Genomic DNA, 16,942 nt, shown 5'->3' with positions numbered 1-16,942 from the left:
GGGCGTGGAAACAGGCTTCGGACCGGTAGGGTCGCAGACGTGGACGAGCGGAGGCTGGAACAGGTGCGGTCGGTGGTCGCCTCGATCCCTCCCGGGGCCGTGCTCTCCTACGGCGACGTCGCCGAGCTCGCCGGACTGCCCACCCCTCGCCTCGTCGGCCGCATCCTCGCCGAGGACGGCGGCGACCTGCCGTGGCACCGCGTGCTGCGCGCCGACGGCACCCCTGCCGAGCACCTGCGCAGCCACCAGCTGGCCCTGCTGCGCGAAGAAGGGGTGACCACCGGGCGGCGGCGCATCGACATGCGCCGCTACCGCTGGGGCGCGGACTGACCGCAGCGGCCGAGGACCCCGATCGAGAACCCCGGTCGGGGAGAGCCGCGGGTGGTGAGATCCGGAAGAGCTCGGACGGTGCGGGCGCAGCCGACCGCTTTCCAGCTTAGAATGCCGCCGTGTCGGACGACGTGTGGGCGAGCCTCGCGGACCCCTTCCTCGGCGCGTACGGGACGGTGAAAGGTCGGGTGCGCACGTACGTGCTGCACCAGCACCTGGTGGACCACCTGCCGCTGCCGCCCGCGGCCGTGCTCGACGTGGGCGGAGGTGCAGGACACCAGTCGTTCCCGCTGGCTCGTCTGGGGTACGAGGTGGTTCTGCTCGACCCCTCCGAGGAAATGCTCGCCAAGGCCGAGCAGCGCCTGGCCGCCGAACCGGAGGACGTCCGGGACCGCGTCCGGCTGGTGCTCGGGGAGGGTGCGGACGCGCCCTCGGTGACCGGCGGTCAGCGGTTCGAAGCAGTGCTGTGCCACGGCGTGCTGCTGTACCTGGCCGACCCGGCCCCGGTGATCGAGGCGCTGTGCGCATGCGCTGCCCCGAACGGCGTGGTATCGGTGCTCGCGCTCAACGCCGCAACGCTGGCCGTCCGGCCCGCTCTGGAACGCCGGTGGCAGGACGCGCGGGCAGCCTTCGACGCGCGCGGCGAACGCGGTGTGCTCGGGCTGGACACGCGCGGCGACACCGTCGAGGAACTCTCCCGGATGCTCACCGAGCGCGGAGCCGAACCGCTGGAGTGGTACGGCGTCCTCCTGTTCACCGACTGGATGTCCCTCGACGCGGACGACGACGAGCTGCCGCGGATCGCCGAGGTGGAACTCGAAGCGAGCCGCCGCGACCCCTACCGGCGCCTCAGCCGGGCGTTCCACCTCCTCGCACGCACGTAGCCCGGTGCAGTTCCCAGCCCTCGAAAGGGCGCGGAGGTGACGACCGCCCGTGCAGCTCGGTCGACCAGTCGGAGCACGCGGAGCGGACCCGCCCGGCGTTCCGCCCGCACCTGCCGAAACCATCGGGAACGCCACCGAGCACTGCCGCAGCGCCTGCACCAGCGCAACCACCACCGCGGACGCCACCGCCCGGGAGGACACCCGGCCGTCAGCTGCGCACCCGAGCTCGCAGGTCAGTACAGCTAGTGATCCGCCGCGAGCCGCTCGGTCACGAGCTTCACCAGCGCCGCGGTGCGCGAACGCTCGGGCGTGACGTGCGGCAGCCCCGCCTCGGCGATCGGCGCGGCGGTGACCGGGCCGACGCAGGCCAGCAGCACCCGCTCGCGCAGAGCCGCGTCGAGCTCCGCGCGCCGGCCGATCCGCTCGGCCCTGCGCAGCAGGTTGGCCGCGGCCGGGGCGCTGGTGAACGGCAGCGCGTCGATCCCGCCGGCGATCACCTCGTCGATGAGCCGGTCCAGCGCGTCCAGGTCGACCGGGTCGGTCCAGCGGTACACGGGCACGGCGACGACCTCGGCCCCGGCCTCGGCCAGCCGCTCGCGGAACGTCCACATCGGATCGCCGTGCACCTGCACCACCACCCGCCTGCCCGCGACCCCGGAGCGCAGCAGGTGCTCCAGCACCTCGCCGGACTCCTCGCGCGGGGACGTCCAGCTCTCCCGCAAGCCCGCCGCGCGCACCGCGCCGCAGGCCTTCGCCCCGCGCGCCAGCACCTCCGCACCGGCCAGGTGCGCGGCGAGCCGCTCGCGCAGCCCGCGGTGCTCGGCGGCCTCGAACCAGCCGCGGAACCCCGTGCCGGTGATCGCCACGACGTGGTCCACCGGCCGGGCGAGCACCGCCTCGGTCGCCTCGGCCAGCTCGCCGTCCTCCGGCAGCGGGACCGTGCGCATCGCGGCGCCGTAGTGCACCCGCGCGCCGCGCCGCTCGAACGCGGCCCCGATCTCGGCGGCCTTGCGCTCGGCGGTGATGCCGATGGTGCGTCCCCGCAGCGTCGTCTCCTGCGGTTGCGTCGTGGTGGATTCGGTCACGGGGCGATCGTCGTCCACCGAGCCCGCGGCGCGCCAGCGAATGTGGCGGAAACCAGCGGATGCGGCGAAGCGGTCACAGCACGTCGAGCACCATCTGCGAGGAGCGCTCCAGCCCGCTCAGCGAGCGCAGCGTGGAGCGGGGGTGCAGCGCGTGCACCGCGAGGCGGAACAGCAGCGCCCGCAGCAGCACCTGCGGCCACTCGGACAGGTGCGACCAGCGCTCCACGATCGCAGGATCGGCCCCGCCCCAGGCGAGCGCGTCGATCACGGTGACCGCGGCGGCCCACTCGACGGGGCGCCAGTACGGGTGGAAGTCGATGATCCCCGGCGCGGCGTCGTGGTGGAACAGCACGTTGCCGAACAGGTCGCCGTGCACCACCTGCGCGGGCAGCCGCACCTCGCGCCGCGCGCCGACGAGCACGTCGTACAGCCGGCCGCCCTTGTCCTCGGGCAACCGGTACTCCTCCTCGCCCCAGGACATGCGGTCGGCCAGCGCGTAGATGTCCTGCCGGGCGTGCAGGAACCGCGGAACCTCCAGCTGGCGGCTCGCGGAGTGCAGCCGCAGCGACATGGCGACGACGTCGTCGTGCCGCGGTTCCGGTTGCCCGGCGATGTCCCGGCTGGCCGACCAGCCCGAGACCACCCAGCGGCCGTCGGTGGAGCGCAGCGGCCGCGACACCCGCACGTCCTCGGGGGAGAGGGTGTCCAGCGCCTGCGCGACCCACGCTGCTTCGGCGTTGTGCGCGGCGGGTTTGAGCAGGATGTCCCCGCAGCGCCAGGCAGCGGCGCTGGCGAGCAGTTCCGGCTCCTCCGCACGCGCACCGAACGCCGCGCGCACGTGCGGCGGTGGCGGCTCCGGCGTAGCGTTCACGGCCCCAGACGCTACCTGGCGCGCGGCCGAATCCCCAGCAGGCGCACCGCGTGCCGCGCGCAGCACTTCGCCGGGGCTCCCCGCTCGCCGGCCCCGAACAGCGACCGGGGCCGGTGCGCGCGGCACCGGCCCCGGTGGCAGCTGCTCGGCAGTGCGGTGATCAGTACGTGGGCAGGCTCGGGTCGACCTGGTTGGCCCAGCCGAGCACACCCCCGCCGACGTGCACCGCGTCCCCGAAACCGGCCTTGTGCAGCGCCGCCAGCGCCTCGGCGGAGCGCCCGCCGGACTTGCAGTGCAGCACGATCTGCCGGTCCTGCGGCAGTTCGGCGAGCGCATCGCCGGACAGGATGCGGTCCTTCGGGATGAGGCGGGAGCCGTCGATCTTGACGATCTCGTACTCGTGCGGCTCGCGGACGTCGACGAGCTCGAACTTCTCGCCGTTGTCGAACTTCTCCTTGAGCTCCTGCGGCGTGATGGTGCTCCCGGCCGTGGCCTGCTGCGCGTCGTCGGAGACCACACCGCAGAACGTCTCGTAGTCGATCAGCCCGGTGATCGGCTCCGCGTTCGGGTCCTTGCGGATCTTGACGGTGCGGTAGCTCATCTCGAGCGCGTCGTAGATCATCAGGCGGCCGAGCAGCGTCTCACCGATGCCGGCGATCAGCTTGATCGCCTCGTTGACCATGATCGACCCGATCGAGGCGCACAGCACGCCGAGCACACCGCCCTCGGCGCAGGACGGCACCATCCCCGGCGGCGGCGGCTCCGGGTAGAGGTCGCGGTAGTTCGGGCCGTGCTCGTCCCAGAAGACGCTGACCTGGCCCTCGAACCGGAAGATCGATCCCCACACGTACGGCTTGCCCTGCAGCACCGCCGTGTCGTTGACGAGGTACCGGGTGGCGAAGTTGTCGGTGCCGTCGACGACCAGGTCGTAGTCGGCGAAGATGCCCAGGGAGTTGTCCGAGGTCAGGTGCGTCTCGTGCAGGTTGACCTGCACGAACGGGTTGACCTCGTGGATCGACTCCTTCGCGGACTCCGCCTTGGACTTGCCCAGGTCGGACTGGCCGTGGATGACCTGGCGGTGCAGGTTGGACTCGTCGACCTCGTCGAACTCGACGATCCCGAGCGTGCCCACCCCGGCGGCGGCGAGGTACAGCAACGCGGGGCTGCCCAAGCCGCCGGCACCGATCACCAGCACCTTGGCGTTCTTCAGCCGCTTCTGACCCTCGACGCCGACATCCGGGATGATCAGGTGGCGGCTGTACCGCGCCACCTCTTCCTTGGTCAGCTCCGCCGCGGGTTCCACCAGCGGCGGCAGTGACGTTGCGCCGGACATTCCCAGCTCCTCCTCGATGGTCGGTGCCGGCCACCCTCTCGTGCCGGACCGCGCGGAGAGGACTCCGCTCGCGGTGGCGGCGGGACCGGCCCGGGGCTTTCGCACGAAGGCCGGTACCCGGCCCTCACCACACGTTCAACACCAGCGTGGCCCGCTGACTTCCCGCAGCCCAAGTCCTCCCACGATGCGGGAGCGGTGGGGCGCGCCCGCGCGGCCGGGGCGGGGCACGTCACTTCGCATCGGCCCGCGGGAACGGCCAGGCGTTGTACTCGCACGTCTTGCCGTCCGCCGGGATGTTGCTCCCTCCCTGGTCGGCGAGGTCGTTCAGCTGGTGCAGCTCGTTGTTGTCGGTGCTGAAGGTCTGCTGCATCATGATCGGCGCCAGCGCCCCGTCCTCCGAGCAGCCGACGTGGTCGTTGCCGAAGACGTGCCCCACCTCGTGGTTGATGAGGTAGCGCCGGTAGTTGCCGATGTCACCGTGGAAGTCCTTCGCGCCGCGCACCCAGCGCGCCGCGTTGAGCAGCACCTTGTCCCCGATGCGGCAGGAGGTGTCGTAGGGCAGCCCTTCGGAGTAGCCGCACATCTCCCGCGCCGTCTGCTGGCTGATGAGGATCACGCGGAAGTCGGGGCTCGGTCCGTCCGGGCCGACGCGCTGCACGGAGAGCCCTCCGCCCCGCGGGTTGGTCCAGCTGCGCGGGTCGGCCAGCGTGGCCTGCACGAGGCGTGCGTAGGACTCGTCGCCCTCCACCAGGTCCACCCCGACCTCGGTTTCCACGGTGTAGCGGTGGAGCTCGCCGCTGCCGGTCTTCGGCGATTCGCCTGGCAGCACCTCGAACGTGCGCGCACCGGTGGTGGGGAACGGCGGCCCGGCCGGCAGCTCCGCCGAGGAGCCCTCGTCCTCGGGCGGGTTCGGCTGCGGGGGCGGCGCGGTGACCACCGGCTCCTTCGGAGCGGCCGGCGCGGGGGCCTGCTCGGTCGCCCGGGTGTCGGAGCTCGCCGAGGACGGCAGCACCGACGGCGCGAAGCTCTGCACGAGGGCGAACCCGGTCAGCAGCGCCAGCAGCGGCACCGCGTAGATCCGCCACCCGTAGCGGGCGAGCAGCTGCCGGGGCCGCGAGCGCCGCACCGGCCCGCCGCCCGCGGCCTCGGGGATCTCGTCCTCCGGTCGCCACGACGCGGCCAGCGGGTCCGCGTCGTCGACGCGGGCTGAGCCCTCGTCCCGCGTCGCGGTGTTCCCCGCGCCGGCGGGGCTCCCTGCACGGGTGGGGCTCCTCCCGCGCGCGGGGGAGTCTGCTCGACCAGGCACGGCGACAAGACTGCCACAGCGTTCGCACAGCTCTTCGCCTCGGGAGCGCCCGACACGACCGATCTTGCCCGACCGGGTTAACCGGTGATCCCCTCCTCGGCGCGCCGGCGCGGGGGCGTCGTCGCGCGCACAACCTCCCGTTGCCGCTAGCGTTGTACTACCGGCGAGTAAAGTCCCGTACCCTGCACGGTCGGAATGCCGTGCCGGGGGGTGTGGTGACCCCGCACCCGTGCTCGACGATGGAGCGGGCGTCCCGACCAAACGGGTGAACCGCGCGACGCCGCGCAACCACCGGCGCCGCTCCTCCGGGAGCTGCCGGTGGCTGCGACGCGGTTCCCGAACGGAGTGGAGGCGAGGATGACCGAGACCGCGCAGCCGAACCGTGGCGTTCGGCTGCCCCGCGACGAGCGGCGGGCGCAGCTGCTGGAAGCCGCGAAGTACGTGTTCGTGCACAACGGCTACCACGCAGCCGCCATGGACGACATCGCCGAGCGCGCGGGGGTCAGCAAGCCGGTCCTCTACCAGCACTTCCCCGGCAAGCTCGAGCTCTACCTCGCGCTGCTGGAAACCCACGGCAACGAACTGGTCGACAGGGTGCGCGGCGCCATCGAGTCCACCCCGGACAACAAGCAGCGGGTGCGCGCCGCCGTCGGCGCGCTCTACGAGTTCGTCGCCGGCGAGGGCGGGGCCTTCCGCCTCGTCTTCGAGTCCGACATGCGCGGCGAACCGGCCGTGGAGCAGGCCGTGGAGACCGCCCTGTCCGGCTGCATCGACGCGGTCACCGAGGCCGTCACCGCCGATGCCGGCCTCGACGCCGAGCGCGCCCGCCTGCTGGCCGTCGGACTCGTCGGGCTGAGCCAGGTGACCGCGCGCTACTGGCTCGACGAGCAGCACGCCATCGGCCGCGAGGAGGCCGTGGGCCTGATGTCCACCCTCGCCTGGAAGGGCCTGTCCGGCTTCCCCCTGCAACCCGGGCAGTCCGCCTGAGCGGCGGGTTCCCGCCGAAGACCGCCGACCGTCGAAGACCACCGACCCGGGAGGCCACCGCCCGGGAAGCCACCGGCCGGGAAGCCACCGGCCGGGGAGATCACCGCCCGGGGACGGCGCCGCCCGCCGCGCCCGATCCGGGAGCGGGCCGACCGGTCGAGGCGGAGCGGCGAAGATTGGACTCGTTCCAGAGAGCGCAATTTTCATGAAAATTGGAAGTTGTCCCCACACGGGTGGAGCACAAACGATCACCACACCATCGGAGTGACCGCGCCCGGATTCCGCTCGTTCGGATGGGGATGCTCGCACGTGCGTCAGTCCCCACCCCGCGGTGACGGGGCGGTGACTAGCCCGCGGTGACTAGCCCGCGGCGGACTGCCCCGCGGTGGGCTGCCCCGCGGTGGGCTGCCGGGAACCGCGATCACCGGTGTCCGCGAGCACCGGCCTGATCAGCTCCGCCAGCCGCGCGGTGACCTCCTCGGTGCGCTCCAGCGGCAGCATGTGCCCGGCACCGCCGTAGCCGATCAGCCGCGCGTCCGGCAGCTCCTCGGCGATGCGCTGCGCCTGCCGGTACGGCGTGAGCCGATCGGCGAAGCCGCCGAGCACCACGCACGGCAGCGAGCGCAGCGGCTCCAGGCTCCCCGCGCGCTCGTGCTCGGCCAGCGACCAGCGGAACTCGGCGAACGCGCGCGGTTCGCACGCCGCGACGGCCTCGGCCGCGGCGGCGATGTCGGCGCGGCGCGGTCGGCGCCCGAACAGCAGCCACCGCAGCCCGGGTCGCAGCGGTGCCGAGCGGCGGACGGCGCGGCGCCCCGGCAGGCGCCCCATCCCGCGGGCGAGCGCCTGCTCACCGAGGTAGGCCACCTCGGACAGCGGGTGGGGCAGCCCGAGCGCCACCTTGGCCAGCCCGCCCGCGGCGGAGGCCACGAACGCCACCCCGCGCACGCGCTGCCGCACGAGCTCCGGGTGGCGCTCGGCCAGCGCCATCAGGCTCATCCCGCCCATGGAGTGCCCGGCCAGCACGACCGGACCGTCCGGGACGCGCTCGGCGATGAGCTCGGCGAGGTCGTCGGCGCAGCGCTCGATCGTGCCGGAACCGGCGGGAGCGCCGTCGCTGCCCCCGTGACCCCGCAGGTCGAACCGCAGGATCCGCAGCGAGCTGCCCGCCGCGGCCGGGAGCCCCGCGGCCACGCGGTCCCAGGTGCGCATGCTCAACGTCCACCCGTGCACGAGCACCACCGCGACGGGGGCGTCGGCCGGCCCCTCGTCCGCCACGTTCAGCCGCACACCGTCACGGGTGCGGAACTCGGAGGGTCGGGGGTCTGCTGTCGTCACTGGCCTTCCTCACCTGTCGATCGTTCCAGTTCGGGGCGCGGCGGCCGCGCGAACGGGCTCTCAGTCCCGGATGAGGCACGCCTTCTTCCAGAACCACATCCCGGGCTTTCCGACGAGCCCCGCCTCGTCGAGGAAGGACATGATCTTCTCGCCGGCCCAGTGCAGCGTGCTCTGCCAGTTCGGGTTCTGCCAGGCGGCTTCGAAACCGTCGCGCGGGCGGATGCCGACGGCCTTGTACACGTGCGGGTTGATGAGGCTGTAGCAGATCGCGTAGCCGACGGCGGCGGTGGCGAACTGGTGGTAGGCGCGCTCGGCCTTGCCGCAATCCGCCATGCGCCGCACGACCTCCTCGCGCGCGAACGTGACGTGCCGGGCCTCCTCGAGCACGTGGATGCGGTTGACCATGCGCACCAGGGGTTGGACGTTCTCGTCCCACATCTGGTCGCGCTGGATGCGGTCCAGGATCTCCTCGGCGATGAGGATCGAGGCGTACGCCGAGGGCCCCCGCAGCGTGGCGGGCAGGAAGCGGCCGCCGTTCTTGAGCAGCGGCACGGGCCCGTACGCGGGGGCCCCGATCCGCTCGACGGCCTTGCCGAACATGGTGGAGTGCCGGCACTCGTCGGCGATCTCGGTCAGCGCGTACTGCGCGTGCCCGGTGCGCGGGTCGGCGTCGTAGTACTCCTTGAGCAGCATCTGCATGAGCAGGACCTCGAACCAGAGGCCGTTGGAGGCGACGCTGGCGAACTCGTGCTTGGTCAGCTCGATGCGCTGCTCGTCGGTGAGCCCGTCCCAGAGCCCGGTGCCGTACAGCGAGGAGCGGTGCAGCGGGAGGAACGCCTTGCCGTCCTCGAGCGGGGCGTCCCAGTCGATGTCGACCTCGGGGTCGTAGCTGTTCTTCGCGGAGGACTTCAGCAACCGGTCCGCCGTCTTCTCGCGGTCGTTGACCTGCAGCATCCGGGACATTTGCGAGGACACCTTTCGCCGTGCTCCACAGGATTGCGTGTTACCTCAAGTAACAGCTACCTTCGGTAGCGTGAGCCAGATCTCCCTCCCTGTCAAGACTGCGGCCGGGGCCGCGGACTCCCCGCCCACCGCCCGATCCGGTTCACGTACAACGGAGTCGGTGAGCAGCACAGGGAACACGGAGCCGACGGAGATGCCCACGCCGAAGACCGGGAAGCGGCCGGACGCCCGCCGCGAGCGCTGGCGCGAGCACCGCAAGGCGCGGCGCGCCGAGTTCGTCGAAGCCGCCGTGCGCGCCATCGGCGAGCACGGGCACGAAGTGGGGATGGAGGAGATCGCCGCGGAGGCCGGCGTCAGCAAACCCGTGCTGTACCGGCACTTCAGCGACAAGAGCGACCTCTACGTGGCCGTGGGCCAGTGGGGCACGGAGCTGCTCATGCAGCGGATGCGCCCGCTGTTCGCGGAGCACGGCAGCCCGAACCAGCGGATCCGCAGGCTGGTCGACGCCTACCTCGGCGTGATCGACGAGCACCCCGAGCTGTACCGCTTCGTCGTGCGCCGGAACTTCGCCGACCGCCCGGTGCGGACCGACCCGGTCAGCACCGAGAAGACGGTCATCGCGAACTCGCTGGCGCGCCTGCTCGGCAACTACATGCGCGTGCTCGGGCTCGACTCCGGCGGCGTGGAGGCGTGGAGCCACGGGATCGTCGGAATGGTGCAGGCCAGCGGCGACTGGTGGCTGGAACGCCAGTCGATGAACCGCGCCGACCTCGTGGACTACCTGGCGCAGATCATCTGGTACGGCATCGACGGCGTGCTCCGCAACGCCGGCATCGCCCTCGACCCGGACGAGCCGCTGGACATCGAGGCGCTCAGCTCCGACCCCGCACCGGGGCCCGACGACCCCGCACCCGGTCCCGACGGCGCACCGGGTTCCGCGGCGGAGCCCGAGACCCCCTAGCGCGGAATCCCGCGCCCCGGGGAACGTCCCCGTTCCCGACCACACCGGATGGACACGATGCAGCACGAGCACGCGCAGGACCACGAGCACGACGAGAACGACTACAACGGCCCCGCCCTGGTGTTCACCGCGGACCGCGAGATCACCGTGGACGTGGTGCTGCGGGGGAACTTCCAGCCGATCGACGGCCGGTTCCGCTGGTACGGGCGCACGCGGCCCAGCGCCGAGCTCGACGAGCTCACCGGTGGGAAGAAGGCCCGCGTCGTGCTGCGCACCGAGCAGGGCGAAGCCGCCGCCGACCTGTCCGAACCGGACCCGTGGGGGCGCTACCGCATCACCGGCACGGGCGCCCCGCCGTTCCACGTGCCCGACGAGCACGACCTCGATCTCGACGCGGCGGGCGAGCGCGGCTGAGCCCGCTCCCGACCCGCCCCGCGCGCCGGGGAAACCGGAAAGCCCGGAAGGCGCAGAACCCCGGGAGGCGCGGGTCCCGGAAACACGGCCCGGAAAACGCGCAGGGGGCTGGCTCCCCCGCGGGAAACCAGCCCCCTGCGCGCTGCGCCGACCCGCGCGGGTCGGCACGTCGCGTCGTCAGCTCACGCCGAAGCCCACTCGGGGCGCGTCGGCCGGTCCCAGCTCGACATACGCGATCTTGGCGGCCGGCACGATGTACTGGCGGCCCTTCGTGTCGCTGAGCTTCAGCACGCCGTCGGTGTTCTTCAGCGCGTCGGCGACCAGCGACTCGATCTCTTCGGGGGACTGTCCGCTGGCGAGTGTCAGCTCCCGCGGGCTGTCCACGACGCCGATCTTGACCTCCACGCCGACCTCCGTACTCGTCGTCTCCACTGCCGCGGCCAGGTTATCCCAGACCGCGCGCCCGCCGCCCGAACCCGGCCCGGTCGTCCCGGGGCGGTCATCCCAGGCCGAGGCGCCCCATCCTCTTGGTGTGGTTGTTCTGCAGCTTGCGGAACATCGCAGCCACCCCGGAGACGTCACCGGAGCCGGTGATGATCAGCTCCGCGAGCGAGTCGCGCTCGGCCACGACCCACTGCGCCTGCGTGATCGCCTCGCCGAGCAGGCGCCGGCCCCACAGGGTCAGCTTGTCGCGCAGCGCGTCGTCCTGCTCGCAGGCGGCGGAGACCTCGCGCTCGGCGAACGCCGAGTAGCCCGTGTCGTCGAGCACCGTCAGCACCAGGCCGCGCGTGGGCTCGTCGAGCCACCCGGCCACCAGCCGGTAGAAGTCCGCGGCCAGCCCGTCCCCCACGTAGGCCTTGACCAGTGATTCCAGCCACGAGTGCGGCGCGGTGGAGGAGTTGAACTGCTCGAAGGCGGACACGAACGGGCTCATCACCTCCTCGGCGGAGTAACCGCGCTCGGCGAGGTGGTCCTCCAGCATCCGGTAGTGGCCGATCTCCGCGGAGGCCATCCGCGCCAGCGCCGCGTGGCCGCTGAGCGTCGGTGCGCTGCGCGCGTCCTCGGCGAGCCTGTCGAAAGCGGACAGCTCCCCGTAGGCGAGCGCGCCGAGCAGGTCGATGACGCCGTCGGCGTAGCGCTCACCCAGGGTCAGCGACGCGTTCGCGTCGGAGGCAACGTCCTCGTCGGACAACTCCCACCCTCCTGGAGGTGTGCTCGTGGCGGCGGAGCACTGGCGTTCCGCCCCGGTCGTGCCCGAGACTCTAACTCCATGGTGCGCGAGTGTGGCCCGCATGACAGACCGACCGGCCGCGGACGGGTACCGTGGGCGGCGGTGTCGTCGTGCGTACCCGCAACGGGAACCCACGGTGGCGGGTGTGCGGCCGACGACGGGCGGGCGCCCTCCGGAACGGAGGTCGGCGCCTGCTGGTGGCGCCCCTCGAGCAGCGAACTCGAGCGGCAGCGCTCCGGCCGGTGAGATCGAGCTCACCGCGGAAGTCGTGCGCGGACCCGAGGTGACGAGGACCTGCGCCGCGCACGGGGACACCGCGCACCGGGGCCACCGGAACACCGGATGCCCCGCAACACCGGGGTCACCGGAACACCGGATCCCGCGGCACCGGCCACCGGGCGACCGGTGGAGCCCCGAGCGGGAGGAAGCCCCGCACGTGGACCGCCGCGGCGCCGCCCGGCGCACGTGGCGAACAACACAGTCGCGGCGCGACCGCCGAGTCGCCTCGACAGCCGGAGACCCGAGCGGTACCGGATGGGGGTGGCCGCTCAGCGGAGCAGCCGCGGGGAGGGAACACCGGTCGCGGCGAACGGCGCCAGCTGACCGGCGACAACACGCCGACGGAAACGTGCGGCGACCAAGAGAGGCGATCATTCTGACGTTCACCGACTACGAGGCCGGCGAAAGCCTCGCGGATCAGGACAGCGAGACGCACGCACCGGCCACGTCCGCCGATTCCGCGCCCGCCGCGGAGACGCAGCAGGACGTGACGCCGGACACACCGACCTTCGCCGAGCTGGACGTGCACCCGGAGATCGTGCGCGCGCTCGGCGAGTCCGACATCGAGCACACCTTCGCCATCCAGGAGCTCACCCTGCCCCTGGCGCTGCGCGGCGAGGACATCATCGGCCAGGCCCGCACCGGCACGGGCAAGACCCTCGGCTTCGGCGTTCCGCTGCTGCACCGGCTCGAGCTGCCGGGCGACGGGACGCCGCAGGCGCTGGTGGTGGTGCCCACGCGCGAACTGTGCATGCAGGTCACCCGCGACCTGGAGCACGCGGGCAAGCACCTGGGCGTGCGCACGCTCTCCATCTACGGCGGCCGCCCCTACGAGGAGCAGATCAGCGCGCTGCGCGAGGGCGTCGACGTGGTCGTCGGCACCCCGGGCCGCCTGCTCGACCTGGCCGAGAAGCGCCACCTGGTGCTCGGCAAGGTGCGCGGGCTGGTGCTCGACGAGGCCGACGAGATGCTCGACCTCGGCTTCCTGCCCGACGTGGAGCGCATCCTGCGCATGGTGCCCGAGCAGCGGCAGACGATGCTGTTCTCCGCGACCATGCCGGGGCCGGTGCTCACGCTGGCGCGCACGTTCATGCCGCACCCCACGCACATCCGCGCCGAGCAGGCCGACGAGGGCGCGATCCACGAGCGCACCAAGCAGCTGGTGTACCGGGCGCACGCGATGGACAAGGACGAGCTCATCGCGCGAGCGCTGCAGGCCCGCTCCCGGGGGCTGGCGATGATCTTCGCGCGCACCAAGCGCTCCGCGCAGAAGCTCGCCGACGAGCTCGCCGAGCGCGGGTTCGCCGCCTCCGCGGTGCACGGCGACCTCGGGCAGGAGGCCCGGGAGAAGGCGCTGCGGGCCTTCCGCAGCGGCAAGTCCGACGTGCTCGTGGCCACCGACGTGGCCGCGCGGGGCATCGACGTCTCCGGCGTCACCCACGTGATCAACCTGCAGTGCCCGGAGGACGAGAAGACCTACGTGCACCGCATCGGCCGCACCGGCCGCGCGGGCCGCGAAGGCGTGGCGATCACGCTGGTCGACTGGGACGAGGAATCGCGCTGGAAGCTCATCAACGACTCGCTCGGCCTCGACCAGCCGACCCCGGTGGAGACCTACTCGACGTCGGCGCACCTCTTCGAGGACCTGGACATCCCCGCGGGCACGCTCGGTCGCCTGCCGGCGTCCCAGCGGCCGAAGCTCTCCGAGCCCGGCTCCGGCGCGGCGAAGCGGGACAAGTCGCGCCAGCGCTCCCGCCGGCGCACCCGCGGCGGGGTCGAGCAGCGCTCGACCGAGACCGAGGCCGGGTCCCGCCCGGACGGCGGTGAGGGCCGCGGTTCCGACGAGAGCCGCCCGAGCGGCCGCCGCAGGCGGCGCACCCGCGGGGGCGCGCCCGCGTCGGCGTCGACCGGCGGCGAGTCCACCGCGGAGACGGCCTCCGCGGACGAGTCCGAGCAGAGCGGCACGCGCACCCGCACGCGCCGCAGGCGCCGCCGCGGGTCCGGCAACCGCTCACCCCGGGAAGGCGCCGCCTGAGCGCTCCCGGCTGCGGACGGCCCCGCTGCGGACGGCCCCGCTGCGGACGGCCCCGCTGCGGGCGACTGCGCCGCGCACACACCCACGGACCCGCGACGCCGGCCGAGCCGCGGACTCCCTAAGCTGGCCCGGGCAATGCGCGACGCACCCGGCTGGCTGGAGGAACCGTGGTCCGTCCGGAACGACGCACGAAGGGCGACATCGCGGCGGCGGTGTCGCTCGTGCTCGCCGTGCTCGTCGGGGCCGCGGTGCTGTGGTGGCACAGCGATGCGCGTGCCACCCGCTCCGAACCCGCCGCCGCGCCGATCCCGGAGCGCACCGCCGCCGGGACGGTGCCGCAGCAGTTCGCGGAGCTGTGGCGGGCCCCGTCGCCGGCGACCGAACGCCCGGCCGTCGCCGGTCCCGCCGCCGTCACCGGCCGGGGCTCCGAGGTCACCGGCCGCGACCCGGTCACCGGGCGAGCCGCCTGGCGCTACGCGCGGGACCTGCCGCTGTGCACGGTCGGCGCCGAGTGGGACCGCGCGCTGGCGGTCTACCGCAAGGAGCACAACTGCAGCGAGGTCACCTCGCTGCGCGGTCCCGACGGCGTGCGCGGCCCGCAGCGCAACACCGACGCCGAGTTCGGCACGCAGCTGCTCTCCGACGGCACCTACGTCACCGCGACCGGTCGGAACATCGTGGAGTCGTGGCGCTCGGATCTCGTGCGCACCCAGCAGTTCGGCGTGCCCGTGGCGGTGAAGAACCCGGACAACAACATCCCCCGGCCGGACTGCACCTACTCCTCGACGGCCGCCGGGGACGAGCGGGTGGCGCTGATCGAGGAGTGCCCCCGCGAGGCGACCGACCGCGTCACCGTCCTCAAGGCCCACCCCGAGGACAGCGAGGAGCCCGAGGAGGTCGTGACCACGCTGGCCGGCAGCTCCTCCGCCGAGGTCGTCGCCGTGTCCGAGCAGCGCGTGGCCGTGCTGCTGGCCGACCGCGGGCGCTTGCAGGTGTTCAGCAACTCCTCGGGCAGCCTCGTCGGCGAGTACCCGGTGCGCGTCGGCGCCGACCGCCCGGCGGACGGCCCGGTGCGCACGCCGGAGACCGCGCACGGGCAGTACCTGTACTGGAACACCGGGGAGGACACGGTCGCGCTCGACCCGCACCGGCTGACCCCGGTGTGGACGCTGCCCGGTGCGCTCGGCCCGGGAGCGCACTTCGGCGGGCGACTGCTGGTGCCGGTCGACGGGGGTCTGGCCGTCCTCTCGCCCGGCACGGGTGAGCGGGTGCGCACCGTCCCCGTCGACCGCGGCGACTACACCGGACCGGTCCGGGTGAGCACCACCGGCCCCGTGGTGCTGGAGCAGCGCGGGGACACCGTGGTGGCCCTCGGCGCCCCGCGGGCGCGCGGCTGACGGAGCCGGCCGGGGACCTCCCGTCCCGGGAGCGCGCAGCGGCGGAACACCCCGGCGGGCGGGAACAGCGCAGCGGCGGGCGGGATCACCGCTCCAGGGTCGTCACCACCACCACAGCGCGAGCGCGCCGAGGACGACGACGTGCACGCCGAGGCAGGCCAGGCCACCGCGCGGACCCCCGCGGTGTTCGGCGATCCGCTGCAGCACGAGCGCCAGCAGCGCCGCGACCAGCTGCCCCGCGACGGCACCGAAACCCGGGCCCTGCTGCTCGTGCCCCGTCATCCAGATCTGCACCCCGAGCACGGTCAGCGCGAGCACGCACAGCCCCGCGGCGAGGGTCCCGCTGAGCCCGCGCACCGCCCGCCCGGCGCGCCCGGGCCGCCGCGGTGCCCGCCGCCCCGGTTCCACCGGATCGACGGGAGCGCGGGGCGAGGAGGCCACCGGCTGCGCCAGGCGCGCCGTTCCGCGCGGCGCAGGAGGCTTCGGGGATGTACGCATGGACGGTTCCTCAGTCGGTCAGGTCGTTGGGCGCGGCGACGAGCGCCCCCAGTGCCGGCGCGCCGCCCTCACCGAGGCATCACCGCGCGGCTGCCGCTGCACGCACCCCAGACTACGCAGGACGCGGGCACCGCGCGCCGCAGCCTCGAGCGCCGCGGTCTCATCCGACGATCGAGCTGCCGGTGGCCAGCTCGACGAGCCGCTCCAGCGACGCCGGCGGCGTCTGCTCCTGGCCGATGTGCAGCGTCTTGTTCGTCCCGTGGTAGTCGCTGCTGCCGGTGGGCACGAGCCCCAGCTCACCGGCGAGCGCGCGCAGCTGCTCCCGCTGGTGCTGGCCGTGGTCCGGGTGGTCCACCTCGACGCCGGTCAGGCCGCAGCCGGCGAGTTCGCGGATGACGTCGGCGGTGACCCGCGAACCGCGGGGGGCGAAGGGGTGCGCCAGCACGGTCACGCCGCCCGCCTCGGTGATCATCTCGATCGCCCTGCGCACCGGCGTGTCGGCGCGCGGGAGGTAGTACGGCCCCGCGGAGTGCAGGTACCGGTCGAAGGCCTCGTCCACCGAGGCGACCGCTCCACCGCGCACGAGGGCGCGCGCCAGGTGCGGCCGTCCGCCCGGTGAGTCCGCGGGCAACCGGTCCATCACGTCGTCCGGGTCGACGGGGAAACCCGCCTCGGCCATGGCACCGGCCATCTTCCGGAGCCGCTCGCGCCGCTCGGCGCGCAGCCGGGACTGCTCGGCCGCGAGCGTCGGGGACGTGGCGTCGAAGAGGTAGGCCAGCAGGTGCACGGTCGCCGTGCCGCCGCGCCCGTTCGGGCAGGCGCAGGACAACTCGGCGCCCGGGACGAGGCGCAGCTGGCCGGGACGGGCGCGCACCGCCTCCGCAGCGGCCTGCCAGCCGGCCGTGGTGTCGTGGTCGGTCAGGGCGATGACGTCCAGGCCCGCTCCGATCGCCACGTCGACGAGCCGGGCCGGCGTGTCGGTTCCGTCCGATTCCGCGGAATGCGTGTGCAGGTCGATTCGCACCCCGCCAGT

Annotated in this window: 17 protein-coding genes; 7 read left to right on the top strand and 10 right to left on the bottom strand. The window is 73.4% G+C overall.

The features are described 5' to 3' along the window. Positions 1–39 precede the first annotated feature (39 nt). Both ACVGV0_RS03860 and ACVGV0_RS03855 read left to right on the top strand, forming a co-directional pair. Positions 40–330 (top strand): MGMT family protein, encoded by a 291-nt coding sequence (locus ACVGV0_RS03860; RefSeq protein WP_459158477.1) that lies wholly within the window; start codon positions 40–42, stop codon positions 328–330. Positions 331–449: 119 nt separating this feature from the next. Continuing rightward, complete coding sequence (locus ACVGV0_RS03855; RefSeq protein WP_459158476.1) at positions 450–1,214, top strand: methyltransferase; 765 nt, start codon at positions 450–452, stop codon at positions 1,212–1,214. Positions 1,215–1,456: 242 nt separating this feature from the next. Here the strand turns inward: ACVGV0_RS03855 and ACVGV0_RS03850 are convergent, their stop codons facing one another. The 4 genes from ACVGV0_RS03850 to ACVGV0_RS03835 form a co-directional block, all read right to left on the bottom strand. Further along, complete coding sequence (locus ACVGV0_RS03850; protein WP_459158475.1) at positions 1,457–2,299, bottom strand: uroporphyrinogen-III synthase; 843 nt, start codon at positions 2,297–2,299, stop codon at positions 1,457–1,459. A gap of 73 nt (positions 2,300–2,372) precedes the next feature. After that, the gene (locus ACVGV0_RS03845) at positions 2,373–3,170 is read right to left on the bottom strand and encodes a TIGR02569 family protein (protein WP_459158474.1); all 798 of its coding nucleotides are present in this window, start codon (positions 3,168–3,170) and stop codon (positions 2,373–2,375) included. A gap of 160 nt (positions 3,171–3,330) precedes the next feature. Further along, positions 3,331–4,503, bottom strand: a complete 1,173-nt coding sequence (moeZ, locus tag ACVGV0_RS03840) for an adenylyltransferase/sulfurtransferase MoeZ (RefSeq protein ID WP_459158473.1) — start codon at positions 4,501–4,503, stop codon at positions 3,331–3,333. Positions 4,504–4,732: 229 nt separating this feature from the next. Then, positions 4,733–5,809 carry a DUF3152 domain-containing protein gene (locus ACVGV0_RS03835; RefSeq protein WP_459158472.1) on the bottom strand — a complete coding sequence of 359 codons (1,077 nt, stop codon included), beginning with the start codon at positions 5,807–5,809 and terminating at the stop codon, positions 4,733–4,735. A 357-nt stretch (positions 5,810–6,166) separates the two neighbouring features. Here ACVGV0_RS03835 and ACVGV0_RS03830 point away from each other — a divergent pair, with 357 nt between their 5' ends. Further along, complete coding sequence (locus tag ACVGV0_RS03830) at positions 6,167–6,796, top strand: TetR/AcrR family transcriptional regulator (RefSeq protein WP_459158471.1); 630 nt, start codon at positions 6,167–6,169, stop codon at positions 6,794–6,796. A 360-nt stretch (positions 6,797–7,156) separates the two neighbouring features. Here the strand turns inward: ACVGV0_RS03830 and ACVGV0_RS03825 are convergent, their stop codons facing one another. Beyond that, positions 7,157–8,131 (bottom strand): alpha/beta fold hydrolase, encoded by a 975-nt coding sequence (locus tag ACVGV0_RS03825; RefSeq protein ID WP_459158470.1) that lies wholly within the window; start codon positions 8,129–8,131, stop codon positions 7,157–7,159. Between the two features lie 60 nt (positions 8,132–8,191). Further along, the gene (locus tag ACVGV0_RS03820; protein ID WP_459158469.1) at positions 8,192–9,094 is read right to left on the bottom strand and encodes an AurF N-oxygenase family protein; all 903 of its coding nucleotides are present in this window, start codon (positions 9,092–9,094) and stop codon (positions 8,192–8,194) included. Positions 9,095–9,254: 160 nt separating this feature from the next. Between ACVGV0_RS03820 and ACVGV0_RS03815 the strand changes: the two genes are divergently transcribed. Together ACVGV0_RS03815 and ACVGV0_RS03810 are read left to right on the top strand one after the other, a co-directional pair. After that, positions 9,255–10,055: a TetR/AcrR family transcriptional regulator gene (locus tag ACVGV0_RS03815; protein ID WP_459158468.1), complete on the top strand. Its 801-nt coding sequence runs from the start codon at positions 9,255–9,257 to the stop codon at positions 10,053–10,055. A 48-nt stretch (positions 10,056–10,103) separates the two neighbouring features. Next, positions 10,104–10,469 carry a DUF4873 domain-containing protein gene (locus tag ACVGV0_RS03810; RefSeq protein ID WP_459158467.1) on the top strand — a complete coding sequence of 122 codons (366 nt, stop codon included), beginning with the start codon at positions 10,104–10,106 and terminating at the stop codon, positions 10,467–10,469. Positions 10,470–10,646: 177 nt separating this feature from the next. Here the strand turns inward: ACVGV0_RS03810 and ACVGV0_RS03805 are convergent, their stop codons facing one another. Together ACVGV0_RS03805 and ACVGV0_RS03800 are read right to left on the bottom strand one after the other, a co-directional pair. Further along, entirely contained in the window at positions 10,647–10,874 is a 228-nt protein-coding gene (locus ACVGV0_RS03805) for a DUF3107 domain-containing protein (protein ID WP_459159916.1), read from the bottom strand. 94 nt (positions 10,875–10,968) lie between these two features. After that, complete coding sequence (locus ACVGV0_RS03800) at positions 10,969–11,622, bottom strand: ferritin-like fold-containing protein (RefSeq protein ID WP_459159915.1); 654 nt, start codon at positions 11,620–11,622, stop codon at positions 10,969–10,971. An 844-nt stretch (positions 11,623–12,466) separates the two neighbouring features. On the opposite strand from ACVGV0_RS03800, the gene ACVGV0_RS03795 reads away from it, so the two are divergent. Further along, complete coding sequence (locus tag ACVGV0_RS03795) at positions 12,467–14,014, top strand: DEAD/DEAH box helicase (protein ID WP_459159914.1); 1,548 nt, start codon at positions 12,467–12,469, stop codon at positions 14,012–14,014. 167 nt (positions 14,015–14,181) lie between these two features. Then, positions 14,182–15,411: an Rv3212 family protein gene (locus ACVGV0_RS03790; RefSeq protein WP_459158466.1), complete on the top strand. Its 1,230-nt coding sequence runs from the start codon at positions 14,182–14,184 to the stop codon at positions 15,409–15,411. A 102-nt stretch (positions 15,412–15,513) separates the two neighbouring features. Here the strand turns inward: ACVGV0_RS03790 and ACVGV0_RS03785 are convergent, their stop codons facing one another. Both ACVGV0_RS03785 and ACVGV0_RS03780 read right to left on the bottom strand, forming a co-directional pair. After that, entirely contained in the window at positions 15,514–15,909 is a 396-nt protein-coding gene (locus ACVGV0_RS03785; RefSeq protein WP_459158465.1) for a hypothetical protein, read from the bottom strand. Positions 15,910–16,069: 160 nt separating this feature from the next. Then, the gene (locus ACVGV0_RS03780) at positions 16,070–16,933 is read right to left on the bottom strand and encodes a PHP domain-containing protein (RefSeq protein ID WP_459158464.1); all 864 of its coding nucleotides are present in this window, start codon (positions 16,931–16,933) and stop codon (positions 16,070–16,072) included. Positions 16,934–16,942 lie beyond the last annotated feature (9 nt).

The sequence above is a fragment of the Salinifilum ghardaiensis genome, from assembly GCF_054491345.1.
Note: the sequence above shows the minus strand (reverse complement) of the source record. Positions and strands in the feature narration are given on the sequence as shown.